At 40.1% G+C, this 26,231-nt stretch carries 17 protein-coding genes; 8 read left to right on the top strand and 9 right to left on the bottom strand.

Annotation, left to right across the window (positions count from 1 at the left end):
- Positions 1 to 42: 42 nt before the first annotated feature.
- The 3 genes from dacB to Q1J64_RS10620 form a co-directional block, all read right to left on the bottom strand.
- On the bottom strand, positions 43 to 1,485 hold the full coding sequence (gene dacB / locus Q1J64_RS10630) for a D-alanyl-D-alanine carboxypeptidase/D-alanyl-D-alanine endopeptidase (protein ID WP_301109038.1): 1,443 nt from the start codon (positions 1,483 to 1,485) through the stop codon (positions 43 to 45).
- Between the two features lie 75 nt (positions 1,486 to 1,560).
- Positions 1,561 to 3,189, bottom strand: coding sequence for a hypothetical protein (locus tag Q1J64_RS10625; protein WP_301109037.1), 1,629 nt, complete (start codon positions 3,187 to 3,189; stop codon positions 1,561 to 1,563).
- 154 nt (positions 3,190 to 3,343) lie between these two features.
- On the bottom strand, positions 3,344 to 5,272 hold the full coding sequence (locus Q1J64_RS10620) for an S-layer homology domain-containing protein (RefSeq protein WP_301109036.1): 1,929 nt from the start codon (positions 5,270 to 5,272) through the stop codon (positions 3,344 to 3,346).
- Between the two features lie 251 nt (positions 5,273 to 5,523).
- On the opposite strand from Q1J64_RS10620, the gene Q1J64_RS10615 reads away from it, so the two are divergent.
- Positions 5,524 to 6,792, top strand: coding sequence for an oligosaccharide repeat unit polymerase (locus Q1J64_RS10615; protein WP_301109035.1), 1,269 nt, complete (start codon positions 5,524 to 5,526; stop codon positions 6,790 to 6,792).
- A gap of 49 nt (positions 6,793 to 6,841) precedes the next feature.
- Here the strand turns inward: Q1J64_RS10615 and Q1J64_RS10610 are convergent, their stop codons facing one another.
- The gene (locus Q1J64_RS10610; RefSeq protein ID WP_301109034.1) at positions 6,842 to 8,728 is read right to left on the bottom strand and encodes an S-layer homology domain-containing protein; all 1,887 of its coding nucleotides are present in this window, start codon (positions 8,726 to 8,728) and stop codon (positions 6,842 to 6,844) included.
- 208 nt (positions 8,729 to 8,936) lie between these two features.
- Between Q1J64_RS10610 and Q1J64_RS10605 the strand changes: the two genes are divergently transcribed.
- From Q1J64_RS10605 to murJ, 3 genes are all read left to right on the top strand, one after another.
- Positions 8,937 to 11,207: a phosphodiester glycosidase family protein gene (locus Q1J64_RS10605; RefSeq protein WP_301109033.1), complete on the top strand. Its 2,271-nt coding sequence runs from the start codon at positions 8,937 to 8,939 to the stop codon at positions 11,205 to 11,207.
- Positions 11,208 to 11,400: 193 nt separating this feature from the next.
- Positions 11,401 to 12,546, top strand: coding sequence for a polysaccharide pyruvyl transferase family protein (locus tag Q1J64_RS10600; protein WP_301109032.1), 1,146 nt, complete (start codon positions 11,401 to 11,403; stop codon positions 12,544 to 12,546).
- 132 nt (positions 12,547 to 12,678) lie between these two features.
- Positions 12,679 to 14,217: a murein biosynthesis integral membrane protein MurJ gene (murJ, locus tag Q1J64_RS10595; RefSeq protein ID WP_301109031.1), complete on the top strand. Its 1,539-nt coding sequence runs from the start codon at positions 12,679 to 12,681 to the stop codon at positions 14,215 to 14,217.
- Positions 14,218 to 14,336: 119 nt separating this feature from the next.
- Here murJ and Q1J64_RS10590 read toward each other — a convergent pair whose 3' ends face one another.
- The gene (locus tag Q1J64_RS10590) at positions 14,337 to 15,002 is read right to left on the bottom strand and encodes a LytTR family DNA-binding domain-containing protein (RefSeq protein ID WP_301109030.1); all 666 of its coding nucleotides are present in this window, start codon (positions 15,000 to 15,002) and stop codon (positions 14,337 to 14,339) included.
- Positions 15,003 to 15,211: 209 nt separating this feature from the next.
- Here Q1J64_RS10590 and aceA point away from each other — a divergent pair, with 209 nt between their 5' ends.
- Both aceA and Q1J64_RS10580 read left to right on the top strand, forming a co-directional pair.
- Positions 15,212 to 16,492 (top strand): isocitrate lyase, encoded by a 1,281-nt coding sequence (gene aceA / locus Q1J64_RS10585; RefSeq protein ID WP_301109029.1) that lies wholly within the window; start codon positions 15,212 to 15,214, stop codon positions 16,490 to 16,492.
- A gap of 861 nt (positions 16,493 to 17,353) precedes the next feature.
- Entirely contained in the window at positions 17,354 to 18,523 is a 1,170-nt protein-coding gene (locus tag Q1J64_RS10580) for a pyridoxal-phosphate-dependent aminotransferase family protein (protein WP_301109059.1), read from the top strand.
- A gap of 189 nt (positions 18,524 to 18,712) precedes the next feature.
- Here the strand turns inward: Q1J64_RS10580 and Q1J64_RS10575 are convergent, their stop codons facing one another.
- Together Q1J64_RS10575 and Q1J64_RS10570 are read right to left on the bottom strand one after the other, a co-directional pair.
- Positions 18,713 to 20,377, bottom strand: coding sequence for an N-acetylmuramoyl-L-alanine amidase (locus tag Q1J64_RS10575; RefSeq protein WP_301109028.1), 1,665 nt, complete (start codon positions 20,375 to 20,377; stop codon positions 18,713 to 18,715).
- 165 nt (positions 20,378 to 20,542) lie between these two features.
- Positions 20,543 to 21,433 carry a C40 family peptidase gene (locus tag Q1J64_RS10570; RefSeq protein ID WP_301109027.1) on the bottom strand — a complete coding sequence of 297 codons (891 nt, stop codon included), beginning with the start codon at positions 21,431 to 21,433 and terminating at the stop codon, positions 20,543 to 20,545.
- 298 nt (positions 21,434 to 21,731) lie between these two features.
- On the opposite strand from Q1J64_RS10570, the gene Q1J64_RS10565 reads away from it, so the two are divergent.
- Positions 21,732 to 22,841: a glycosyltransferase gene (locus Q1J64_RS10565; protein WP_301109026.1), complete on the top strand. Its 1,110-nt coding sequence runs from the start codon at positions 21,732 to 21,734 to the stop codon at positions 22,839 to 22,841.
- Positions 22,842 to 22,899: 58 nt separating this feature from the next.
- Here the strand turns inward: Q1J64_RS10565 and Q1J64_RS10560 are convergent, their stop codons facing one another.
- A complete protein-coding gene (locus Q1J64_RS10560; RefSeq protein ID WP_301109025.1) occupies positions 22,900 to 24,492 on the bottom strand; it encodes a SulP family inorganic anion transporter in 1,593 nt (530 codons plus the stop codon).
- A 204-nt stretch (positions 24,493 to 24,696) separates the two neighbouring features.
- On the opposite strand from Q1J64_RS10560, the gene Q1J64_RS10555 reads away from it, so the two are divergent.
- Positions 24,697 to 25,434: an SDR family NAD(P)-dependent oxidoreductase gene (locus Q1J64_RS10555; protein WP_301109024.1), complete on the top strand. Its 738-nt coding sequence runs from the start codon at positions 24,697 to 24,699 to the stop codon at positions 25,432 to 25,434.
- A 56-nt stretch (positions 25,435 to 25,490) separates the two neighbouring features.
- Here Q1J64_RS10555 and Q1J64_RS10550 read toward each other — a convergent pair whose 3' ends face one another.
- Positions 25,491 to 26,207, bottom strand: a complete 717-nt coding sequence (locus Q1J64_RS10550) for a C40 family peptidase (protein ID WP_301109023.1) — start codon at positions 26,205 to 26,207, stop codon at positions 25,491 to 25,493.
- Positions 26,208 to 26,231: the final 24 nt, after the last annotated feature.

Here is a 26,231-nt window from a genome sequence, read left to right as displayed (position 1 = left end):
AAAGGCTCAAGTTCCGTAAAAGGAACTTGAGCTTTTTACTAGTTAATAGACAGATAGCATTTTCTTAGCGATCATATCAATTTGTCTTGTGTATGGACTTGAGCTCTTATGCTCTACCAGTATACTGAAAGCATACCATTTACCGCTATGTGCACGCGCATATCCGGAAAGGGCTGAAACACCGTTCAACGTTCCGGTTTTTGCCTGAATACGATTCTTATAAGTAAATTCAGTAAAGCGGTTTTTTAATGTTCCGCCGATTAATCGGTTGCTCTGGCCGCTTACAGGCATGCTGTTTAATAATGTAGCATAATGAGATTCATGGGGCTGCTTCACCAAGAATAAAGTCTGCTGGACGGCAGTTACTTTATTTGAGTGTGAAATACCCGAACCGTCTTCCATCTTCCATTCAGTCATGTCCAGTCCGATTGATGTTCCGTATTCGTTAATCACTTTCAATCCATGTTTCCAGTCTCCAGTATCATAAACTTTTTTACCGAGTGTTTTGACAAGAATATCAGCAATGCCATTATTGCTCAGCTTCATAAATACAGGCATAATTTGCTTTAATGACGCCGAACGTTTAGTACCAAGTGACTGGGCTTCCGCAGGAACTGTAATGTACTGAACCTGCGAAGAAGCGCCGAATTGAATGCCTTGTGCCACAAGTGTATTCTTGAATGAATGCAATGTGCTCAGTGTGGGATTGAACATCGTTACCCATTCACGCTTTGCACTGCCATGAGGCAGATTACCTGAAATAACAACCTGGTTAGTCTGGTATTTCCTTCGGATCAATAACGTGTTTCTTGAACCTGGGCTGCCCGTTTTAGCGTTATTTATAAGACGAAGACCGCTGAGATTCGGATTGACGGAAATGCTTGGAGCTGAGCCGATACTTCCGGATTTGGCAGTTACTATTACCGTGCTGATATCATAATCATTATTAGGTGAAGTAGTCAGTGCAGAAACAGGAGCAGCGAAATAATACGATTCATCACTTGCGAATATGCCCGGACTTAACCGGTCGCCTGAAAACCATTTATCATCCCCATAAATGTTACCGTCAATTCTTTTAATCCCTTTTCTTTTCAGCGTATTGCCGAAGGTCACAAAATCTTTCACCTGCAGCGTCGGATCACCTTCACCCCGCAGATAAATATTGCCTTTTAATGTCCCGTTTTCAATCGTTCCATCCATTAGCATTTGAGTGGAGAAAAAATAGTCTTCTCCTAATACCTTTAACGCAGTAGCGGCTGTTAATGGTTTCAGCGATGAGGCCGGCTTAATGCCTCGGTTGCCATAATATTCATAGGTCAGCTCCCCACTATGTAAATCACGGATTGCCATTGTGAAATTTGTACCGAATAATTGTTGATTCACAGTTCTTGTTAAATCATGATTCGCTTCAGCCTGTACTACAGTAAAAAAAGAAGCGAATACCATGACGATTAAAATACTGGAAATCCGTAGCTGTTGTTTCATATATTTCCCCTCCGTGAGTTATGAGTTAACAGTACCACAGAACTATATAGTTCTACAATACTAGTTTAACGGAGTTTAATAGTTGTACACATGTTCATAGCCTTGAATAGAGGGACCGAATCCAAGGGTTAAAAGGTCATCATATACAAGTTGGTGCAACTGAATGCCCTGCTCTTTAATATATTCAATTTTGCTTTTGATTAAAGCGTCGAAGATTTCTTGACTGTAACTGATTCTCAGTGTATTAAAATTTTGCAGGCTGTTAATCAGGTCTTCAAGGGTCAGTGTATCGTAATCCTGGCCTTCAAAAGAATAATCTCCATTAATTTGGTACCATAGATCGCCGTTACTGTCATTAATCCACTGTTCTCCAGTATCTTCTAAAGCCCGTTTAATACGGAGCGCAGTCTCAAGATAACTGTCTATCTTATTTTTTTCATAACTTTCCATTAAGAAATTCATTTCTCCAAGTGCATGATTTAAGGATACATGTGTTTTTTTTGATTGGTTTTCTGAATAATAGTCGAGAATATAATAGCCGTTTTTAGTGGACAGAGTGTTGCCGATATCCTTCTGAGAGCTCAAAAAGTCCGCATATAATAAATCGCTGTCCGCGATTTCCTTATTAGCGAGAATGTTCCCGGCACTGCTCAGAAATAAAGCGATATTTTCATTGTGTCTGGTATCGATGTATGGAGCGGTAATTCCGTACTCCCGTTTCAGCCATGTACTCGTATATTCCGTTTTCCAAATAGGGAGTTCGCCTTTGAAATCAAATAAATAGTTGACGGAATTCACCAGCATATCGTAATAAAAGCGTGCAGGTGTTTCCTGATATCTCCCTGCAAAAACTTTACCCTGCTGTGAAACTAAGTTTCTACCATATCCCAGTTTTGTACCAGGTTCAACCGACCAAGGCAACTTTGTGTAAATGCCTGAAGCTGTCTGCCATTTAGGTGAATGAATAAAGTTTCGATTACTATAGTTTTTATAATACTGAGCTTCTTCTTTGTCGGGAAATAAGGAATCATCACTAAGTAAAAACCAGCTTTCACTGAATTGTTCAGGGCCGGTCGTACGAAGCTTCATATTAAAGGTTACATTACCGTTATCTTTATTTATTTCGAGAAAATCATCTTCATTTACTAATTCTCTTAATACGCTGGATGTACCGTCGCTGTATGTTTCTTCTAATTCGTGCGAGATATAGTTTTGCGACAGGATTAAGTCATAAGGTTTTTTACCCTTAAATGAATAGATACCTTTTACATTTGTAGTATAGTCTTTGCCGAATACACGGTCATGTTCTTCCTGAACCAGTTCCTCACTAATTTTAAAGAAGTCAAAGTCAGTTTGATCTGCAAAAGTGAGTTGCAGAGGAAGATACACACCCTCTTCTGAAGACGTATAGAATTGTGAAAATACAAATCTGTCTCCGTTATCTACTTTACGGACCGTCAAAGTAAGTGTTCCTACAGGCTTTTCACTGTTAACATCGTATGTATAGGTTGTATCTACTGCGTTCAACTTGCTTACTTTCGACTGGTTAATTTCTTTCAACTCGTATTGTTCGGCTGTTAGTTGTATGTCATCTCCGAATTTTATGGCTGGTGATGGTGCAACCTGCTTTTTTTCCCATAAGAAAAATACGGCAACTCCTATGCATGCTATCAGAGCAAATAGCAACGCTAATTTTTTATTCATAAATACCTCCTGAGTTAATGCTGATAAATTCTATCTCATTATACATGAAATTGGTATATTCTAAACAGCGAAATAAAAGAAACTGTAAAAAAGCAGGGAAAGTGAAAAGATGATCACTTAGCCTGCTTTCCGGTATATAATTTATAGTGGAATTTTATTTAGAATTTGCCTGTAGTGCCCGATTGAGGAATTGTGAAAAGTTTTTTCTGGACACAGAACCATTGGGACGGAATGTTTGATCTTCATAACCCGTAGTGATACCCATCATATACAATGCCTGAATATCTTTGTAATAAGGGTGACTAGCAGATATATCTTTAAACTCATTCTTAGAAAAACCCTGAAGTTTAAATCCGTTTACAAGTGCACGTGCCATGTCTGCACGGTTAATCGGCAGGTGTGCATTAATTCGTCCGTTTTGCAAAGAGATGATACCGTGGCGGGCACCGGTTGCGAGAACGGCATATCCATAGTCACCTTTTTTAATATCACTGGCCTGGATAGTTGCAGAGGCAGAAGGAATGATATCGAGAGAACGTAAAATCATTTCAGTTGCTTGAATACGCGTTAACGTTCCCGTCGGATTAAATATACCCTGATAGCCTTTGACAATTCCTATTGCGTGAAGGTTTTGGATGTCAAAATAGCCACCGCCCGATTTAGTAACGTCAAAGAAAAATGGAACACTTCCGATCGTGGCCCGATTTGCACCATTAGAGCGGATTAACGTTTTTACTTCGGAAGCTGTAGTGAATTTTTCATCTGAATTTTTTCTGTCTGCACGTCCTTCTACAAACGCTGTACGGATTGTGTAAGTTCCGGCAGGCAGATTGCCCGGAAGGAAGACCTGGTATTTCTCAGCATGTGTGCTGATGTCTTTTCGGTCAGCATTATCAGTTGTTGTATCAGCTGCTAAGCCGGGTAAATAACGTTCGTGTCCTTTTCCAATAACATTTCCGTTAGAATTTAAAATTTCTAATTTTAATGTACCGCGTGCAGGTACATTGCCGTTGTTTTTTACAGTAACTGTTGAATAAAATACGAATTGCTTTGATGGAGCAAGATAACTACTTACGTTCGATGAACTCAATGAAACATTGTATTGACGCTTCATATCATCATGATGTTTTTCAGAAACCCAATTTAATGAATGTTTCATAAAGACAGACGCATCTTTATCACCGCCTGTACCGTCAAATGATAGACCTTTTGTGTGGTCTTCCCAATTAGCATCAGCAGAAACCTGGATGTGATCCATAATCTTAAAGCCAGTCTGAACAATTCGGCCTTTACCGTAATTTATAGCATGAGCAGCACCGAACTTTTGAGAATTCATTAGAGTTGGTTTATCCGTTAAACTAAAATTTGTAAAGTGGAGTATCGGAACAGCATTTCCGCTTTTCCATGGTTTAATGATTTCCACCCAGTCATCATAAGATTTAGTGATATTAATAGTAGATTTACCAAGCTCTTTAGTTGTATTGCGAATGATTGGATGCGTAGAAGACATATTGCTTATAGTTGGTCTTCTCAACACGACATCATCGATAAATCTGGATTGGAAGACTTCTGTCAAATTATCCCATTCCATTACCCATGATTCTACATGATAGATTAATGGTGACAAATCCATTTTGTTTGGCTGTGGATAATGTGCAGCTTCGTTACGCGCCATTTGGAATGCAAAAATAGCTCCGCCGCCGCTGCGGATATACAGTTTAATATTTTCCCGCTGCTGATGATTGGTCATAACTGTATGTGCAAAAACAATAGCGTCATACTTACTTAGAGTTTGGAGGTTATTCAAATCTTTTTCATAGATTTTCGTAACATCAAAACCTTGTTGCTTGTACATATGAAATGCTTTAAGCTCTTTGTCGAGAGTTGAACTGTAGTCTACCTTGGGCGAAACCTGCTGACCTTTGTAAGTTCCACCTGGATGCACAGCATTCGCATAATCTTCGCTTGTTTTAGAGAACAGTACAGCAATCTTTGGAGAAGATGCCTGTACTTCAGATGCGATTGGAGAAATGACTATATAGATGATGACAGCTGACAGGAGACAGTATAAAACTTTCCTCATTATTAAATCCCTACCTTTTCTGATATGATTTTAATATATCATACGATCGTCATGGTAACCTACTACTTATTTGATAATTATTAGATATAAAAGTAGGGGACCCAGATTGGGCAGTAAAACAACTAGTTCTGAAAACCGTTTGTGTGCTATAATTACTCTTGTTTTAAGTGTGGAATTAAATTTTGAAAAGACGTTTTGCTTAGCGTACATAGAGGAGGTTAATTGCATCACATTCTGATGCATTTGATAAAATGGATAATGTTAAAAATATTATTAAACAGGCGAATAGGATTGACACATTTTCACCGTATTTCTTTTTACCATTTATTTTGGTGCTTTACTTTTTCACAAGTTTATTCGACTTTCACCGGTTTGAGCTATTTAATGTGCGTGTCTCAATTTGGCCGGTCGTCATTCTGGCTTTGGTCTGCTACTATCTGGGTGTCTACGTCATCGACAAACTAGGATGGACACTTCCAACGTTCGGTCTTTCATTTTTCAGTAAATATCTGATGCACTTTACAGTTGTCCTGACTGTACTGGGCCTTGTATCGTATATGCTGATGATATTTGGCGGAGATGTGGGAATTACTGATGAATCTGCACGCCGAAACTTGGATCCGAAATTGAATTTCTTCAGTCAGTTGCTCTGGTTCGGAATGCTGTTGATATTATCGTATAGAATGCTTCTGGAAAAAAAGATGACATGGAAAAAAGCAATGGTTTACGGTTTGATTTTTGCTGTAATAATGTTTCTTTTCTTATTAATGGGTTATCGAACACCATTAATTATCATGTTATTTACGGGGATTATCATTTTTCACTATGTTGTTAAACGTGTGAAACTAACTTGGTTCCTGACAGCACTATTTATAATAGGTGTTCTGTTTTCAATGTTTGGGTTTTTACGAGTGATTTCAGAAGACACAACACAGGAATTTAATAACAGGGATCAGCCTATAACTGATATGACAGAAGATGAGAAAGTTAAATTATTAACTGTAGAACAAAAAGTTAATTTGACGCCTAAATGGCTTCGGTCTATTAACGGAGAAAGTGTTACCGGACACATAGTATTGAGTAAAATTATGGAGTATACGCAAACTGAAGGGTATTTAAATGGTGAGATACAGAAGGGTGTATTTAATACTGTTTTACCCGGAGAGCAAGTTTCTCCACGTATGCGTGTAACGGAAGTAGTTAATTCATTAAGTACCGAAGAAGGAAAGTATATTACGCGTCCAACCAGAACAACTACACCCACGTTTATAGGTCAGCTGTTTTTAGATGGCGGATATTTACTGGTAGCTGTTGGATTCTTGCTGTATGGTGTATTAGTTTCACTGATTTACAATAAAGTAAAGCAGCAGGGGATTAAAAGTTTTCATACAGTCACTTATGCTTTTGTCATTACACTATTCACCATATCGATGCATACCGGGCTGCTTGATCTGATTTTCATACTGATGCTTGGTTTTGTTATTCTGGCGTCATCCATAAGAAAGACTGAAATTGTATAAGAATATAATAAAAAGCTGTTATTCAAATCGAATAACAGCTTTTTTATGGTTATTTCACAGTTTGGATTACCCGGACATAATCTTTACTAACGTATACCGGATTTTTGTACGGCAGGTCAGAAGTGATTTCATACCAGCCATTTACAGTTGGTTTGTTAATTAGTACAGGAACTCCCTGACGTTTATAAGAAAACAGTGGATTATTATTAACTGTACCTGCAACGGTCCGTACGTTGAGACCGGTTGTTGATGTCAGTCCTATCATATAATTTGCTTTGGCATCTTTCTGTCCCATATCTTTTTCAGCACGGTAATAGTGTCCAGCTATTTTAGCACCCCAGAATGGATCTGACGCATATTTCACATTGAAACCAAGCTGCTTTGAACCAACAGCTGCACCGTGGGCATATGGACCTTTCGGAGAAATATAATTAGGTTCCAAAAACTTGGTGATCAATTCATTAATATTGTCAGCAACTGATGCAAAATTTTTGTTCAGTGGATTTGTGTCATAGACGTAAAGTCCGAATAAGTTATTCAATGTCTGTGCCTGTACGCTCATTCCGTATGCACTTTCATGCTGGGCTAGTGACAGAATGAGCATTGCATTAATATTATATTTTTCCTCGATAGCTTTCAAGGTAGTCCCAAGACCTATCAATTTACTCTTTTCAGATGCTTTTGCATATACTATGCTGCCGGATTTCTCTAATTCCGTCAGTCTTTTTATAATATACCGGTCAATTTCTTCTGCACTGTAAGTAGATTTAGTTCTTGCGGGCAGGAACTGATAGTAGTTGAAAGCTTCTCCCGCAGAAGCACCGCTGGCTGAATTAAAATTGATACCGTTCCAGCTGTAATATTGAGCACCCGGCTTCATGAACGCCGGAGCTTTTCCATAAACATAACTTGCGGTGTATTTACCTTTTACATGATCGAATAAGACATGCTTGATCTCACCGTTTTCATTCGTATAATAGGAACGGCCTTCGCTCATGGAAAATGGAATCAGATCCAGATCCTTTTGATTAAGGTAACCGATATGTCCGGCAAGGCGGACTTTTACCTTATTTTCTTCGCTGCTCAAATACTCCATTTCAGTGTTCGCTGCAACTGAAATCTGATCATTTATAGTTTGGGAAGCTAACGCAACGTATTTATTCGTTACTGCATAGCCCGATGACATTTTTACGATGTTGTCTCCAAGCGTAATTACCTGTGAAGTTTTAGTAACCGCCTTCTCTGCATCTTTATAAGAATAAAACGTCAGGTTGCCTGATAACGCGCCATTCGAAATTTCTTTAACTGTATATAATTGAATATGAGCATCAGGGTCACCTGACACTTTCATTAGTCTGTGAATGAAAGTGGAAGATTGAGCAATTGTCGCATTTTTCTGCGGCATGAAATTACCGTTATTCCCTTGTATAATTCCAAGAACTGCGCCGTTTACGACTGCTTCTCTATAGGGTTCGGAAATCAAGTGGCTGTCAGTAAATTCAAATGAGCCGCCCGGTTTTTTTAACTCCAGGTAATCCATAACACGATCCAGAATAATCGCCATATGCTGTCTGGTAATCGGGTTATTGGGTTTGAACGTACGATCATCTATGTAACCAGTGATTATTCCTGCAGCAGCTGCACGTTGAATATCGTCAGCATATTTATAGCTTGAAGGGACATCGGAAAATAAGATAATTCCTTCCTGGGGCAGTTTGAGCACCCTTGACACATATGCAGAAAATTCTCCGCGTGTTACTATTTTATTAGGATTATAGTTTCCTTTGGAGTCACTATCTAAAGCACCTTTAGCGATCAGATACCGCAAGCCAGTTTCATGTCCGTGTCCAGAAATGTCACTTGCTGAAGTAGTGAGCGCATTGCCGAATAATGCCGAAATAAAAAGGATTAAAACGGCAATATTTAATTTCTTCAAATTTATTCCCCCTTAAACTGAAATTCTACTACTATTCTACAATATATATAGAATAAATATAAGGACCCAACGAACGAACTATTAAATAGGAACGAATAAAACTATGCAAGTAAAACACCTCCATAGTTTCATAGTAATTCCTTCATTGTTTTGTTAATGTTAGAAGAAACAGAAGGAGAGGTGTAATTGCTCTTAAGAGAGTATAAATATGAATAAATTAATTAAAGGATTTTCAATACTTGCCACATTCACATTGCTTTTAACACATAGTCCCGTAAGTTCGTCAGCAGCTCAAACTGTGCAAAAGGAAACCCCGTTATCAACTGGAGTTCAATACAAACAGTATAAAAATACAGATACGGGAGTCAATACAATTAACCATTTGACAATTGATGCCAATGATCCTACAACTAAAGTGCAGGTCGGTCTGCCGGCTGTTAAAAACGGCAAGGAGTCAACTACTGCAATGGCCATGCGAAATTCCATAGAAGGTAATCGTGTGATTGGTGCAATTAATGCAGGATTCTTCAATATGTCGGAAGGCTATCCATTGTTTTTACTTGCTAAAGATAATGTCATATTAAACGGCGGCGCTATATCAGTGGGAGCGGATCAATATATGAACGTTCCAACAGCCTTTGGAATGACGCGTGACGGCAAGGGATTGATTGACTACTATCAATTTGATGTTACTCTCTCTTATAAAGGGAAAAAATATGAAATGACAGGTTTGAATCATTCTCGAGAAAAAGATAATGCAGTCATCTATACTCCCCAGTTTCATAGTAAAACTACAAAAACCAATGAATATGGATTTGAGATTGTTGTAGATACAGGGAAGCCGATTACCCAAAATACATTTGATCAGACTTTATCAGGGCGCGTTACAAAGGTTACAGGTTATGGTTCTATTGGAAACACTCCGATTCCACCAACAGGATTTGTTATCTCACTGCAAGGCGGAGAGTGGCATGAAAAGTTGTCCCACATCGCTGTAGGCGATGAAATTAGCACGCAGTTCGCGATTAATGATCAGTGGAACGATGCTGAATTTATACTTGCCAGCGGGCCATATCTGGTGAGGGACGGAAAACCCTATATCATGATGAGTGCAAACAGCTCCAGGGTGAAAGAAATTGCGCCACGCACTGTGGTGGCCACTAATAAGGACGGCTCTGTTGTCCATTTTATTACAGTTGACGGCCGTCAAAGACACAGCAAGGGGATGAATATGTCCCAGCTGGCAAACTATCTGGTGAAATTAGGAGTGGACCGTGCCATTAACTTAGACGGAGGCGGCTCTACAACTATGGCGATAAGAACACTTGGCAGTTATAATATAGGGCTTGCTAATAAACCGTCCAACGCAGGAAATTACCAGCGTCTTGTTTCTAATATTTTGCAGGCGGTCAGCACAGCTCCTCTGGGTTCACCTAAGCATATTAAGCATACAAGTGATACTAATTACGCAACATTGCTTGCCGGAGCTTCTTCCGGAGTGAAAATACAATATATATGGGATGAAAATAATAATCCGCTACCGATCAACGCTTCCAGGGTTAACCTCTCATCTCAAAACGGTACATTAAATACTAGTGGATTAAGATTTAAGACAACAACTCCCGGAGAAGACAGAATTTATATTAACTACGATGGGAAAGCTGTTCAATCATTCCCGGTAAATATCGTTGATGCTCCTGAACGTCTTGCCATTATTCCAGCAGCTAAAGAATTAAGTGCTGGAGAGACTATTGCATTATCCATAGATGCAAAAGACGGAGCAGGAAAACCGGTAGTGTATGATTCTTCACAGCTGACATGGTCCGTCGAGGGAAATATAGGCACTGTAACAAAAGACGGAAAGTTTACGGCGAAGAAAGCAGGAGCTTCAGGTAAAGTAACTGCTAAGCTTGGTGCTAAGACCGTTTCTGCGAGTATAATAGTGAAAAATCATTCTTTATTTAAAGATATACCAGCAGACTATCACTACTATAATGAAGTTGAATCGTTGACTAAGCAGCAAGTTATCACGGGTTATTTAGACGACACATTCAAGCCTGACAACTCGTTGACAAGGTCACATGCGGCTGTTATTATTGCCCGGGCTCTGAAATTGGATCTGTCGGGTGGGGACTTGCTTCAATTCGAGGATGTACCTGCTTCAAATCCTTATTACAAGGAAATTGCCGCGATGGTTCGTACGGGAATTATGAGTGGAAAAGACAAAACAACCTTTGATCCTGGCGGAACATTGACACGGAAACAAATGGCAAAGGTTATTGCGATTGCTTATAATCTGGAAGGTGTCAGTTCCAAAAACTTCATAGATGTACCTAAAGATGACTGGTCATATGATTATGTACAGGCTTTAGCAGCCAATAATGTAACTACAGGTTATGAAGGCGGCATATATAAACCTTCTATTCCAATTTCACGGGTGCATTTCAGTGTATTCTTATATCGCGCGATAAACCTTTGATAGAAAGGGAGAGAGGGCCGCTTTTGCCTTCTCTTCTTTTTTATTACCAAAAGCTGTATTGAGATATATGACAAGCTGCAGGGCAGACAATAAGATTACTTAAAAGATTGAACAGACAGAGTTCTGTTTAAACGACCAGAGAATAATTTATTATGGTATAATTTCAGTATTAAAATTAAAAGGATGTAGTTTAATGCGAATTGGGATTGTGGGGAACTATGGCAACGACAATAATGGCGATGAGTCCATATTGAGCGGTATTCTTCAGCAAGTGAAACAGGAGTTTTCAGTAACGAATGAGAATATTACGGTCTTCAGTAATAATACACAACAAACATCTGAGCGTTATGGAGTGCACAGCTACCCTTTATATTATAAAAAAAGCAATCTGTATAAGACGTTCATTTCTACATATAAAAACAATAAGAAGTACGTTACAAAGTTTGATCTTCTGATTATTGGCGGTGGAGGCATATTGATGGACTTTTATAAAAGGGAAGCCCATTTATTTTTAACATATGCTTTAATGGCTAAGCAGAGTAATGTGCCGTATATAGTTTACGGGTGCGGTGCGGGTCCGGTAAATACAATTACAGGAAGAATCAGCATCAATATCATGACACGCTATGCACAAAACGTTTCCGTAAGAGATCCGGAATCTAAAAAGCTGCTACAAAAAATCGGTGTGAAAAAAGATATTGAAGTTATTGGTGATCCTGCATTTACACTGAAAACACAACGGCAAACCTATCCAGACCGACCAACAAATATTGGGGTGTCTGCCGTACCTTACTACAATGCGAATTACTGGCCAGAAGGTGATATTGAAAAATATGAAGTGTATACAGCGAGTATGGCTCGGAATCTTGACAAGGTGATAACTGACCAGGGTGCTAATATTACATTTTTTGCCACGAAGTTCCCCCAGGATGTAACCGTTACGAAAGATATAAGGAAACAAATGGTGCATAAGGAACGTGTGACAATTATAGAAGAGAATCTTGTGCCTGAACGCATCATGGAAGTTACAGGAGGACTTGATTTAATCATAGGCACCCGGCTGCATTCTTTAATTTTAGCCACTAATTCAGAAACGCCTATTATTGCTGTTTCCTATCACACGAAAGTTAAAGATTTCATGTCATTTGTAGGTGCTTCAGACCGGTGTGTAAATATTAATGATTTGGCAAACGATGAACATTCTTTATCACGTGTAGTGGAAAAAGTGAAATGTAATTGGCAGGAAACTATAGCGGAAACGAAACAAATAGCTAAATATATCCATCGAGAAGCTATTGTAGGACAAAAGTTGATTAAAAAGGCTGTGAAACGCCAATGAAAGATCAATGCATTATATTTACTCAGTCTAGAAGCGTTCTTCTGCTTAAGAAAGATCTGCATAAACTAGCACTATTTTCTATTGGAAATGCCTGTAAGATTGGAAAACGGCCATTAAAGGTGGGATCGGCCTATGAATAAATTCATCAAAATTGTCGGGGCTGTAGCGATTATTAACGTAGTCGCCCGGTTGTTCGGTTTCTTTCGTGAAATGATTATTGGATTTCAGTACGGGAGCAGCTATATAGCTGACAGTATTTTTACTGCGTATATGATTCCAAACTTTTTGTATCTAGTTATGGGAGGTGCTTTTACTACCGCAGTAATCTCCATTTATAACAGAGAAACAACCAACCAGGCGCTTTTTGTAAAGCAGTCTTTTACAATAGTACTGACAACAGTATTTCTAATGACTATTGTTATGCTGTTGCTTACAAATCCTATTATGGAGCTCTTTAATAAGGAGAAAATCACATCAGGAATGAGTGATGGTGATATAAATCTTACAAAACACCTTTATTATTGGATGATGCCGTCTTCCATTTTCCTTGTGTTGTCTTCCTGGTACAGTGGATTGCTAAATGTACATGAGAAGTTTCATCTCTCAAGCTTTGCCATATTGATTTATAATGTTATCTTTCTGGTAATTGCAGTTGCGATGTCTTACATAGTAGGACCGATCGCATATGGAATCAGTGCATTGGCGAGTGCGGTCCTGATGGTGTATTTCTTAATCATCGGTTACCGCAGATTAAAAGCATTCCCTGTCGGAATTACATTTGAGAGAAGTCTTTCTTCTAAACAGCTATGGATTATGGTTATGCCCATTATGCTTGGCGGTGCAACTATTCAGTTGTATGCACTGCTGCAAAGATTCTTTGCGGGCATGTTGTCGGAAGGAGCTATTGCTTCAGTTAACTACGCGTCAAAATTAATGCAGTTCCCTCAGGCGATTCTGATTACTGCAGTTACGACAGTTATTTATCCGATATTGAGTATGAAAGAAGCATCACATGATCAAGCTTCAATTAAAAGTCTATATTCTAAGGGACTGCATTATCTCTTACTATTGCTGGTACCTGTGACGATTTTTTCGTATTTTTATTCAACGAATCTCGTCCAAGTCATATTCCAATATGGAAACTTTGATGATAAATCAACTGCTATTACATCGCCGGTTTTAGCGATTTTCGTTCTCTCTATGTATTTCTTGGCAGCTAATACTTACATTACGCGTTTTTACTATGCCAAAGGGGATTCGATAGCACCGGTTGTTTTCAGTTTGTTTAATGTGTTTGGTGTCAATATTGCTGTTATCATGCTTTTGGTAGATAATTTAGGTGCAGAAGCGATAGCCTGGGGGACACTAATAAGTGCAGTTCTGAATTTTGTCATGCTGGTTATTTATGCAAATTACAAGTACAATTTAAAGATGGGAATATTTACAAAGGAAATTCAGTTTTTTAGGGCTATTCCTCCGATGATCATTATCACGATAGTCCTATTCTTTTCAAGCAAGTACTTAGTGTTTGATTACAAGTGGCTGACATTTCTCACTGGAGTGGCAATTTTTTCAGTTACATTAAGCGCAACGTATTTTGTATTTGGAATTCGTGAAGTGCAAGATTATCTTCTGAAACTTCAAAAGAAGGCATGGAAGAAAATGAACTGACTTAGATAATGAGTATCTACTATATAAAGAAAAACAGGAAGGGAAATGAAACATTTCCCTTCCTGTTTTATATTCGCTTATTACTATTTGTCTTGCAGCTGAATTTTAATTCTATTTCATTAAAATCCAAGCATGGATCGCACTTCATTTATATAGGTCTGGCTGACGGGGAGTTCTGTGCCGTCTACTAATGTAATCACAAGGTTGGACGAAAAATCACGAGAAATTTTTTCAATGCAGTTCATATTGATGATATAAGAACGGTGAATCCGTAAAAAAAATCTCGGCAGACGAAGCTGCAGATCTTTTAAAGTGAAACTTATATTATAATGATCAGCGTTCGTATAGAACCACGTCTTTTTATGTAGGCTCTCTACGTAGGTTACCTGGTCAATCGCAATCGGGTACCATTCATCTTCGCGTTTGCCGGTCAAAAATTGGAGCTGGTCTCTTTTCAGCACATGGAAGTTCGGCGGCAGAATGATAATCAGTGCGCCCGGTTCTCCTTTGACGTCAATAGGGTAGCCCATTCCAAAGTAGGACATGCCATAAAGTGTATTATCCATTACTACCTCCACTTTACGCCTTTCTTTTATCGTGACCTCCGCGATGCTGCCTGCCTGGATATCCTGTCCTTCTTTTAAATGAATATCATGCATGCCCGGATCGTAATAGATGTAGCGATCTTTTATAGCGATAGCGATAGAGGCATCTTTAGGCACCCAATCATCTAATATCGTCGCGTATTGATTCAGAATCTTCTTTGGAATATCGGCATTTTCCATAGATTAACACAATCCCCTTTGTTTGTAGTTTTAACCCAATCTCTTGCCTTTTCATCCATTCTACCATTCTTTCATCCGCTTAAAAAGCCTTTTTGTCGAAATGAACTGACAATTCTGATGGACTGTTATATAGTAATACATAACGAAGGTAGCTGTTATGAAACAGATGTAACAGGTACACGTTTAAAAAAGGGGAAGGTGTGAAGAATATGTCAACAAGACAAGAACAAATTGCACAACTGGAGAAAAGCTGGGCCGAGGATAGCCGTTGGAAAGGGATCAAACGTAACTATACTGCTGAGGATGTAGTAAAGCTTCGCGGATCACTTCTAATTCAAAATACACTAGCTGAAAAGGGTGCTGCTCGCCTTTGGAAATCACTTCATGAAGAAGATTTCATTAATGCACTGGGGGCATTAACAGGTAACCAAGCAGTACAACAAGTTAAGGCTGGTCTACAGGCAATCTATCTAAGCGGATGGCAAGTTGCTGCTGATGCAAACCTTGCAGGACAAATGTATCCTGACCAAAGTTTATATCCGGCAAACTCTGTACCTGCAGTTGTTAAACGCATCAACCAGGCACTTCAGCGTGCTGACCAAATCGACCATGCAGAAGGCCGTGAAGACGGATTCGACTGGTTCGCACCAATCGTTGCGGATATGGAAGCTGGTTTTGGGGGACCACTTAACGTATTCGAATTAATGAAAGGCATGATCGAATCTGGAGCTGCTGGTGTTCACTTGGAAGACCAATTAGCTTCTGAAAAGAAATGTGGACACTTGGGCGGTAAAGTACTTCTTCCGACTCAAAACGCAGTTCGCAACCTGTCTGCTGCACGTTTAGCTGCTGACGTATTGGGTGTTGATACAGTAATCATCGCTCGTACAGATGCAGATGCTGCTGATATGGTAACAAGCGACATTGATCCAGTAGATGCAGATTTCTTAACAGGAGAGCGTACGCCTGAAGGATTCTACAAGTCTAAGCCAGGTATCAAGCAGGCAATTGCACGCGGTCTTGCTTATGCAGAATACGCTGACCTAGTATGGTGTGAAACTTCTCATCCATCACTTGAAGAAGCACAGGAATTCGCAGATGCAATTCACGCGAAATTCCCTGAAAAAATGTTGGCATATAACTGTTCACCTTCATTCAACTGGAAAGCGAACTTGGATGATGCAACAATTGAAAAATATCAAGTTGAACTTGGTAAAATGGGCTACAAATTCCAATTCGTTACACTTGCAGGTTTCCACACATTGAACCACAGCATGTTCGAATTGGCTCACGGATACAAAACACGCGGAATGGGCGCTTACTCAGAGCTTCAGCAAGCTGAGTTCGATAACGAAGTTAAAGGCTATACAGCGACTCGTCACCAGCGTGAAGTTGGTACAGGTTACTTTGACGAAGTTGCACAAGTAATCTCTGAAGGTCAATCTTCAACAACTGCAATGACAGGTTCAACTGAAACAGCGCAGTTCTAATTGACTGAATGAACAGCTGAATGTGACTTTTGGGGAAAAGTCTCGTTCGTTTACACATTAGGGGTATTAATATGATAACGGGGTCACTTCATCTTCCGATAGATGACGTGAAGAGGGGAGGGAATTGGATGTAAGTCCAATTCCCTTCTTTTCATTTGGTTTCTCATAAATTTGCAGGTGATGTATTAAGTCAGACATTGTAAGTGGTGGAAGGTTGCAGTCTGGGATTTTCGCTTAAGACGGGGACGTGTTCGGGAAGGCACGCGACAATACAGGGTTCTTCTGCCACCTTCTCTCCCTCTGCTCCCCTAAGTTGTCATCTCCTGTGGGCCTGATCCTTCCGGAGTGACCGTTTTAAGCTTCAATCCCTATTTTTATTGTGAAATAACTTGTGTAACCATTAAAGACAATAAGTTGGCAGTATCTCTGTCTCTAAGCAGAATATTTAATATATGTAGGAGACTGTTTCTGAATACTGCACTCGCATAAAAAAATATTAAAAAACCAGTCAGTGTACCGGAGTGTAAGGCAACCTAAGAGCGCCGCGTCCTGCGGCAACGGTTGCATGACTCACTTCGTGTGAGCCGCGGATTGAAACACTCGGGGAGGATCAGCCCGATAGGATGAGACAACTAAAGGGAGCGAAGCGACCATAGTTTGTAGAAAGAACGCTGTATTGCCTTAATTTCTGTAAAGTGCACAGAAATTAAGGCAAAGCGAACCCTTCGCTGTCCGCCTGGAACGCAGGGAAACGGTATCGTACCACTTACCATTCTAAGTCATATTTAAATTCATTTGAAAAATTCTGTCAGTTTAGCTATTATTGAAAATATGTACGTAACTATGAGGAGGAACTAGATGATGAGAAATGAAGAAATGTTGTTAATCCCAGGACCTACGCCTGTAGTAGATTCTATATACGATGCAATGGCAAGTGAAACACGATCGCATACGGACCCGCGCTTCGTCCAAATCTATAAACATACAATTGATCAGACGCGAGAAATATTCAATACAAACGGGGAAGTATTTGTTGTGGCGGGCTCAGGTACGGTTGCTATGGAAATGGCTATCGTCAATACGATCGCAGCAGGAGAAAAACTACTTGTAGTAAGCCAGGGCTACTTTGGCGACCGTTTTATTAAATTAGGACAGGCTTTCGGTATTGAAGTCGAGGTACTGCAGTCGGAATGGGGACAGCAAGTTTCTTCTGAGGATATCGACCGTAAACTAGCAGAAGGAAACTACAAGGCAGTTACGGTCACGCATGCAGATACATCTACTGGTGTTGCAGCTGACTTGGAAGCCATTGTGCCGGTCATTAAGAAGCACGGCGCATTGGTAATCGTTGATGGTGTATGCGCGACAACAGCGATGGATGAAGATATGAGCAAGGAATATGGGGGAGCCGGTAATACGCTCGATATCGTCTTAACCGGTTCACAAAAAGCAATTGGAGTGCCTCCGGGTCTGGCGCTCGTTGCTTTTAACCAGTCTGCTTTGGACGCTCGTGCGGCAATGGAAAGAGTCCAGGCGTATTACTGTGATATCTATAACTGGATTCCAGTCATGCATGACCCATCTAAATACTTCGCAACACCTGCAGTGAACTTGGTTTACGGACTCGAAGAAGGGCTGCGCATCGTATTAGATGAAGGGATAGACGAGCGAATCAAGCGTCATAAAGCGTTTGGCCGTGCGGTTCGTCAAAGCTTGGCTGTGTACGGCATGAAAGCTTTAGCTTCTGAAGAAGTGGCGGCACCGACACTGAGCTGCATTCAGTATCCTGAAGGAATAGATGATGCGAAGTTCCGTGCGTCAATGGCGGATAAAGGTACGATTCTTTCAGGTTCATTAGCACATCTGGCAGGCAAAGCGTTCCGTATTGGACATATGGGCAACACCACTGCGGATATGCTAGAAAAAGCGGTCATGCAGATAGGTGAAACACTGAATGAGATGGGACACAAAGTGGATATCTCAAAAGCGCAACAAGTGTTCACGAATGAAATCAATCAAGTAACGGTATAATAAAAATCCGGCAAGGAGAAAATTTCTCTTTGCCGGATTTTATTAGATCATCGTTTTGCATATGGTAAGGAAAAATAGGAGGTAGTTTAGATGAATAGGGGGTATAGAGTAGATAGACAAACAGGATAGACATTCGACGTTCAACGTATAAAAAACCTCCCAAGACGGCTGTCTGGGAGGAGAGGTGAATTATTGTTTGCTGTAATACTGATAAACACCCTGATAAATTGCATCAGCATAAATATTCGCATACTTTTCGCTTGTTAATTTAGCATAATCAGATGAATTTGTCAGGAAACCAAGTTCTACAAGCACTGCAGCCACGTTATTATTACGTATTACGTAAAAACGGTTATTCTTCACTCCGCGATCGACCATATTGGCTTTCTGCACAATATTGCGCTGAATGAAAGTTGCTAAGTCGCGGCTTTCAGTACCATTTGGATTAGAAGAAGAATCATAATATGTTTCTGTACCTTTTGCAGATGAGCCAGCAGAGTTTACGTGAATAGAAATAAATGTTTCTGCATAATTTTTCTTCGCAAACTCAGTTCGCTCTTCCAACGAATGATACTTATCTGAAGTACGTGCCATTAATACTTTAGCGCCAGCGTTTTTCAGCTTTGCTTCAAGTTTCTTTGCCACGTTTAAAGTAATGGCTTTCTCTGTCTTTCCGCTGTTGCCTGTACCTGGATCATGTCCGCCATGTCCTGCATCAACAACAATTACGCGGTCACGTAATGGATTGCCTGTTTGGTTCAGCAGTTTTAAATAAGATTTGTGTACATAACCTGTTTTACCGCTGTAACTGATTTTAGCCCAGTAGCCTGACACTGAAACTACTTCCACTTTCTTGCCTGCATTCAACTTATCAATTACAGCTGCGCTTGAACTTCCAGTTGAACGCACGTTTAAATTATTAACAGTAACTTTACCCATCAATTTCGCTGAAGGGGCAGGGTCTGGCTTGGCCACAGGTGGTGCCGGTACACTTGGCTTTGGGTCATCCAGGTTACTGGTAGTGAATGCTTCATGAATATATCCTGTTTTGCCTGATACATTAATTTTAAGCCAGACACCTGTATTGCCGGTAACTTCAACAACTGTTCCATTAGGCAGGGAAGTGATGATAGCAGCACTGTTGGATGGTGATGAACGAACATTTAAAGGATCTTTGTCATTGCCAGTCGCTACTTTTACATAACTGACACTTGATTGCTGATCAGGTGGCTTGACTTCCAGTTTAAATTGGTCATCAATAGCACGCGCAACAAATCTCGCAAATTGAGCTCTAGTTAATTTGTTGTAAGGTAGAAACTTCTTATTATCTCCCTGCGTGATTCCTCCATAATATAATCCGTTGATGCGCTCTGCATACTTATGGTTTGCCACATCTGTCAGAACAAGAGGTTTTTGATTTGTGATTTTTTCAGACATATTAAATGCCTCAGATAAAGCGTAAGCCATGTCTTCACGAGTAATATCTTCATTATCATTAAAACGATTACCGCTAGAAAGTTGGAAATAACCTTTTTGGATAGCGATATTTGCAAACTTGTAACGCTCAGTTCCCGATTTCATATCAGAAATAGTCATATTCTTTTCGGGAGTATTTTGCTCGCCTTTTGCGATCACGATCATTTTGGCAACATGTGCACGCTTTAAATTATCACCAGGGTTGAACTTATCAGCCTTATTTATGATTCCCTTATTGGCTATATAGTGAAGCTCTTTATGATAATCACTGGTAGTGGGCACGTCGGAAAATTGAAAGTTTGCCATTGACTGAAGAGGTGAGAGAACTAAGATGGTGAGTAGCAGCAGACTGGCTGCCGCCCATTTGAACTGATTCATGAAATCCTCCTTTAATGTACTAGCTTGTTAGACTCAGTGTAACAGCGTTGAAATTTGATTACTACATATTTTTGACATTGTTCGCTAAATAGTAGCTTTATACCAAAAGATCTATCCTTATTAGAGAAAACCGAATGTTCTTATTAAGAACATTCGGCAAGTTAATCAGTTATCGATACGAGTAATAAATTTTTGCAATTGAGGTGCGGTTACTTTATCACCCAGACCGTACGTCCCATCACCATAACCTGTAGTGATGTTGTGGTAATAAAGTGTGTCAATATATTCAGTTGCCCAATGGTCAGCAGGGACATCTTTAAAGTTTGCTTGTACAGTCCCATCAAGATCAAATGCTTGTACTAATACCTTTGCCATTTGTTCACGAGTGATTTCGCTGTCGGGTTTGAAATTACCATTGTCGCCTGAGAAGATATTAGCTTTAGCGACAGCTGCAATTGCAGCAAAGTTAGGATCAGATTTATCTACATCTTTAAATGTTGCAGTAGCTGCACTGGTATCGAGCTTAAGTGTGCCAGCAATTTCTTTTGCTACCTCACCGCGGCTTGCATAGATTACTTTTTTAACTGGTGCTGCAGCAACTTTCTTTTCTTCAAAACTGGCTACACGACGAGCCCCTATATAACGGCTGCCCCAGTAGTACGGGTCGCTAAGTGAAGAAACCATGACACCTTTACTTACAGATGCGTGAATAAAATTGTTTGAACCTGTATACACACCAACGTGTGATACTCCTCGACCTGATGTGTTGAAGAAAACTAAATCCCCAACCTGCAAATTATTTTTTGAAACTGAAGTACCTGTCGAGAATTGTTGTCCCGTTGTACGCGGCACAGAATGCCCTTCTTTTTTATATACATATTGTATGTATCCTGAACAGTCAAAACCCGATGGTGTCGTTCCTCCATATACATAAGGAGTTCCCATATGTGTGCGCAAAGAGTTGATTAATGACGTTGATGAGTTTGCGGAAGCAAATTCTGGTGCGAGTAAAAAGAATAATAGACTCGCAAAAACCAGTGATAATAGACGTTTCATGCTGTTTTCGTATTCCCCTTTCGCACAATCAACTGTTGTGCTTTGTAATCTACGAATATATTAGCACGAATAAACTTGCTTTTTGTTACAATTACATTACAACAGGATTACACGTGATATATTGATTGAAATATGAAGAGGTATTTGAATTTTTTACTTTTTAGATAACCCTGAATGAAATAGGGAAATTTCGATTATATTAGTGGCTTTCTTACTGCTTTACTTATGTTATAATCATTCAATGTTATAAATAAACCAGAATCCGATAATACGGAAAAAGATAAAGGATGAGTATCCATTGACGAAAGCAGTAATTTTTAGCAATATGTACCCTTCAGCAGAACATCCTACATATGGGATCTTCGTGAAAAATCAAGTTGAACTATTAAAAAATAACGGTGTTGATGTCAAAGTCATTGCCATACATGGACCAGGCAAAAGTCCGTTTGAAAAAATAACAAAATATATGTCCTGGACTTTACAATCTTTTTTTTACTTACTAGTTAATAAAAAATCCATAGGTATTACACATGCCCATTATGCTTTTCCGACGGGAGTCCTTTCCTATTTGGGTAAAAAACTGTTTGGCATTCCGTATATAGTGACTGTTCATGGCGGAGACTTGGACAAAATGGCGAAAAAAAGTAGCCGGATTGCAGGTTTTACACAAAAGATCTTAGAAGATGCGTCCCGAGTGATCACAGTAGGTGAAAAACTGCGGCAGGATGTTGTTGAGGATTACGGCATTGCCTCGTCAAATGTAGAGGTCATGAGCATGGGTGTGGATACAAGTATATTTAAGCCGATGGGCAGGGAGGAAGCCCGTTTGCTTCTGAACGTACCTTTAAATGAACATGTGTTGATTTTTGTGGGAAACTTAATTGAAGCAAAAGGAGTCATGGAACTGCTGGATGCCTACGCCATGGTAAAAGCATCCCATCCTGATCTTCTTCTTTATTTAATAGGATCTCAAAAAGACCAGCGCTTTACTGAATCAGTCATGCAGAAAATTCAAGAGTCTGGCATGACAGGCGTCGAATTCAAAGAACCTGTCAGCCAGACTGAACTTGCGAAATGGATGTCTGCAGCCGATGTACTTACTTTGCCTTCTTATCATGAAGGATTCGGATTAGTCGTTCTTGAAGCAATGGCCTCAGGCGCTAGAGTAGTGGCGACCAATGTAGGTGGACTTCCTTACCTGCTGCAAGAGGGCGCTGGCATTCTAGTTGAATCACACAGTGGAGAATCACTGGCAGAGGGTCTTGATCAAGCGCTTTCCAATGAATTGTCTCGCGAGCAGCAGGCTATCATACAACAGAAAGTACAACAGAACTCTTTTGAAGTAATTATTGAAAGATTATACGAGATCTATGCGAAGAATGGTAAGGGAATAACGCGTAATCTATAAGTTTGTGAATCAAAAAGAGGTGAAGAGCGTCTTCTCAATAATGAGAGGACGCTCTTTTTTATAGCATAAAGAAATTCTCTTCGCCAATTTTCTCGAACAGCCCGCTGCGTTTGAATAGGTTTATTTTATTCGGAGGTACTTTTTTGAAGATGAGTCGTTTATTTAACCGCTTTGCTTCATCTAGCAAAGCTGAAAGGGCCGCTTCGCCTGTTGCGTCTAAGGCAGTCAGGTTTTTCATGTCGAGAATAATGATGGATTGTTCGATTTCTAACAGCTTTGGATAGCGATCTTCGAACTTTTTTGCGGTTCCAAAAAATAATGGACCCGAAATTTTATACTTAATCAGCTCACTGCCGGAATCAGCACCTAGTTTGAATATCTCTACATCTGTCAGCTTGCTTTCTTTAATAACCAGCGCACCGCTCATTTTACGCAGGAATGATAGCGCGGCGAGCAGAATACCAACTTCGACCGCAATGGTTAAGTTCAGGAAGATTGTCAGGAAAAATGTTGTCAGTAAAACGAGCGAATCTCCTGAACGTAGCGATACGATTTGTACGAATGCTTTTCGCGCACTCATATTCCAGGCGACATACATTAAGATTGGCGCCATGGCGGCTAACGGAATATAGGATGCGTAAGGTGCGAATACGAGTAAGAACGCCAGGACGAATAAACTTTGGATGACACCGGACATGGGGCTGACGGCGCCTGAACCAATATTTGTGGCGGTACGGGCGATTGCACCAGTAGCGGGTATCCCACCAAACAGTGGTGTTACAATATTTGCGATTCCCTGACCGAACAGCTCTCTTTTCGAATCATGTTTCGGCACATCGCTTTTGATTCCATCTGCTACGACTGCCGATAGCAACGACTCAATAGCACCAAGCGCAGCGATAATGAGAGCAGGCTGCCACAATGTCACGAGTTTAGATAAAGTGATTTCAGGGAAATGGAAAGTAGGCAGATGTTGCGGGATTCCGCCGAATGAAGTTCCGATGGTTTCGACTTTTCCGGGAAAGAAAAGAATAGAACAAATTGTTGGGATTAATAAAGCCACTAACAATAACGGAATTTTTGGAGCAATCTTGGGTAATATAAAAATGACCAGCAAACCGATCACTGCAGTCAAGATACTAAATGTATTAACAGTATGAAAATTTCGCGCGATTTCAATCATGCTTTCATGGAAAAACTCTTTCTTTTCTACACCTGTCAGACCGAAAAAGTTCTGGAACTGGCCAGTAAAGATAATAACTGCAATTCCCGTGGTAAAACCAATTGTTACTGATCGGGGTACGAAATGAATTAAGTTACTTACACCGAGGAAGCCCATAATGACAAGGAAGATCCCGGCTAAAAATCCTGCAATCAATAAATCCTCATAACCGTACTGCAACACGATTGCCAATAAAATTGGAATGAATGCCCCCGTAGGTCCCGCAATCTGAAAACGCGAGCCTCCAAACAAAGCGACGAGGAGACCGGCAATGATAGTTGTATACAGTCCATATTCCGGTTTTACGCCTGAGGCAATTGCAAAAGCCATCCCGAGTGGAATGGCTACAATTCCAACAGTAATCCCTGCAATCAAATCCTGCCGGAACCCTGCTGCATTATATTGGAGATAGCGCTGGTCTTTGAACATATTTGTTCACTTCTTCCACTTGTAGTGTATATCTTACAAGCCTAATTATATCGCACACCCTATGATTATACAAGGCGTGTATAATCATAAAGGAAGCTATAGTATCGAAGAAATGCTATGTCGTTTCATGCGATATACTAAAATTGATTAAAAACTATTTTAGTGTTAAAATATATGCGTACAACACAAAAGGAGAGATGACTGATGAAACGATTACAAGATAAAGTAGCATTCATTACAGGCGGTGCGTCCGGTATGGGCGAAAAGATGGTAAAACAATTCGTAGCTCAAGGTGCAAAAGTTATCGCAGCGGACATTAACGAAGCGGCTCTAGAAGAAAAATGGGGCGGGCAAGACAACATCTTCACAATCAAGCTGAACGTTACGGAAGATGACCAGTGGAAAGAAGCAATGAAAAAAGCAGTGGATCATTTCGGTAAATTGGACATCCTTATTAACAATGCAGGAATCTCTACTGAAAAAACAATAGAACAAATTACAATTGAAGACTGGCGCAAACTTTCTGATATCAACGGCTTCGGCGCATTCCTTGGTATGAAGCACGCGGCAGGTTATATGGCTGAGGCGAAATCAGGATCAATCGTGAATATCTCATCTTACACAGCTTTAATTGGAATGGGCTTGAATCCATATACAGCTTCAAAAGGTTCGGTACGTGCGATTTCGAAAGCTGCTGCAGCTGAATACGGTAAAAATGGCATTCGCGTCAATGCGATTTTCCCGGGTGTCATCGAAACACCTATGACACAAGCTCTGGAAGAATCCAAAGACATACTGGGTATGATAATCAAGATGACTCCACTTGAGCGTTTGGGACAACCGGAAGACGTAAGTAATGCAGTATTATTTTTAGCATCAGACGAAGCTGCGTACATTACAGGTGCTGAACTTGTTATTGACGGCGGCTACTCTGCAAGATAATAAATTTTAGATAAAAAGCGGACATCCCTGTAGAACTCAGGATGTCCGCTTTTTTATTATTTGATATCTTTAAAACGTTTATAGCCTAGGAAGCGCTGGTTCCAATAAGGAGATTCAACAGATGAAATTTCAATTCCACTGTTTCCGGCGTGGATAAACTTACCGTTACCTAAATTAATTCCAATATGTGAGATTCCCGGTCGGTATGTATTTTCAAAAAATAACAGATCGCCTACGACAGGATCTTTAATAAATACAGAACGATCATGCATCCCGATTGTATCTAGTCTCGGAACTTTGACGCCTGCTTGATTGTAGACATAGTAGATGAATCCACTGCAGTCAAATCCAGAGGGCGTTACACCCGCCCAAACATACGGAATGCCTTGAAGCGGCATCGCAACATCTACAACTTTATTCATCAATGAGGTAGAGGGCGCCGTAGTGTTTGTGCTTGCAGATGGCTTCGTGGATGAAATGGGCTTGTCCACTGTAGGAGCTTTTACGTCATTAAACGAATTAATAGATGAAACAGTCTTCACATTTGTTGCTTTATTTTCGATGATCAGTTTCTGGTTTACTTTAATGGAATCTGAAGCAAGTGCATTCAAACTTTTTAACTCGTTTACTGTCAGCTTATGCTGAGTTGCAACTTTCCAAAGAGTGTCTCCAGTCTGAACTGTATACGTCTTTGTCGAAGCGTCTGCACTGCCTGCTGAGATACTTGCTGCAAGCGCGATAGAGGCAATAGTTGCTAGAACTGTTTTTTTCATTCTGATTATCTCCTTTGAAAAATA

The sequence above is a fragment of the Sporosarcina sp. genome (genome assembly GCF_029257255.1).
In the GTDB taxonomy this organism is placed as follows: Bacteria; Bacillota; Bacilli; order Bacillales_A; family Planococcaceae; genus Sporosarcina.
Note: the sequence above shows the minus strand (reverse complement) of the source record. Positions and strands in the feature narration are given on the sequence as shown.

Bases quoted from the DNA above. Each gene is read 5' to 3' on its own strand.
- dacB (WP_301109038.1), bottom strand. From the start codon at position 1,485: ATGAAACAACAGCTACGGATTTCCAGTATTTTAATCGTCATGGTATTC.
- Q1J64_RS10625 (WP_301109037.1), bottom strand. From the start codon at position 3,189: ATGAATAAAAAATTAGCGTTGCTATTTGCTCTGATAGCATGCATAGGA.
- Q1J64_RS10620 (WP_301109036.1), bottom strand. From the start codon at position 5,272: ATGAGGAAAGTTTTATACTGTCTCCTGTCAGCTGTCATCATCTATATA.
- Q1J64_RS10615 (WP_301109035.1), top strand. From the start codon at position 5,524: ATGGATAATGTTAAAAATATTATTAAACAGGCGAATAGGATTGACACA.
- Q1J64_RS10605 (WP_301109033.1), top strand. From the start codon at position 8,937: ATGAATAAATTAATTAAAGGATTTTCAATACTTGCCACATTCACATTG.
- Q1J64_RS10600 (WP_301109032.1), top strand. From the start codon at position 11,401: ATGCGAATTGGGATTGTGGGGAACTATGGCAACGACAATAATGGCGAT.
- murJ (WP_301109031.1), top strand. From the start codon at position 12,679: ATGAATAAATTCATCAAAATTGTCGGGGCTGTAGCGATTATTAACGTA.
- Q1J64_RS10590 (WP_301109030.1), bottom strand. From the start codon at position 15,002: ATGGAAAATGCCGATATTCCAAAGAAGATTCTGAATCAATACGCGACG.
- aceA (WP_301109029.1), top strand. From the start codon at position 15,212: ATGTCAACAAGACAAGAACAAATTGCACAACTGGAGAAAAGCTGGGCC.
- Q1J64_RS10580 (WP_301109059.1), top strand. From the start codon at position 17,354: ATGAGAAATGAAGAAATGTTGTTAATCCCAGGACCTACGCCTGTAGTA.
- Q1J64_RS10575 (WP_301109028.1), bottom strand. From the start codon at position 20,377: ATGAATCAGTTCAAATGGGCGGCAGCCAGTCTGCTGCTACTCACCATC.
- Q1J64_RS10570 (WP_301109027.1), bottom strand. From the start codon at position 21,433: ATGAAACGTCTATTATCACTGGTTTTTGCGAGTCTATTATTCTTTTTA.
- Q1J64_RS10560 (WP_301109025.1), bottom strand. From the start codon at position 24,492: ATGTTCAAAGACCAGCGCTATCTCCAATATAATGCAGCAGGGTTCCGG.
- Q1J64_RS10555 (WP_301109024.1), top strand. From the start codon at position 24,697: ATGAAACGATTACAAGATAAAGTAGCATTCATTACAGGCGGTGCGTCC.
- Q1J64_RS10550 (WP_301109023.1), bottom strand. From the start codon at position 26,207: ATGAAAAAAACAGTTCTAGCAACTATTGCCTCTATCGCGCTTGCAGCA.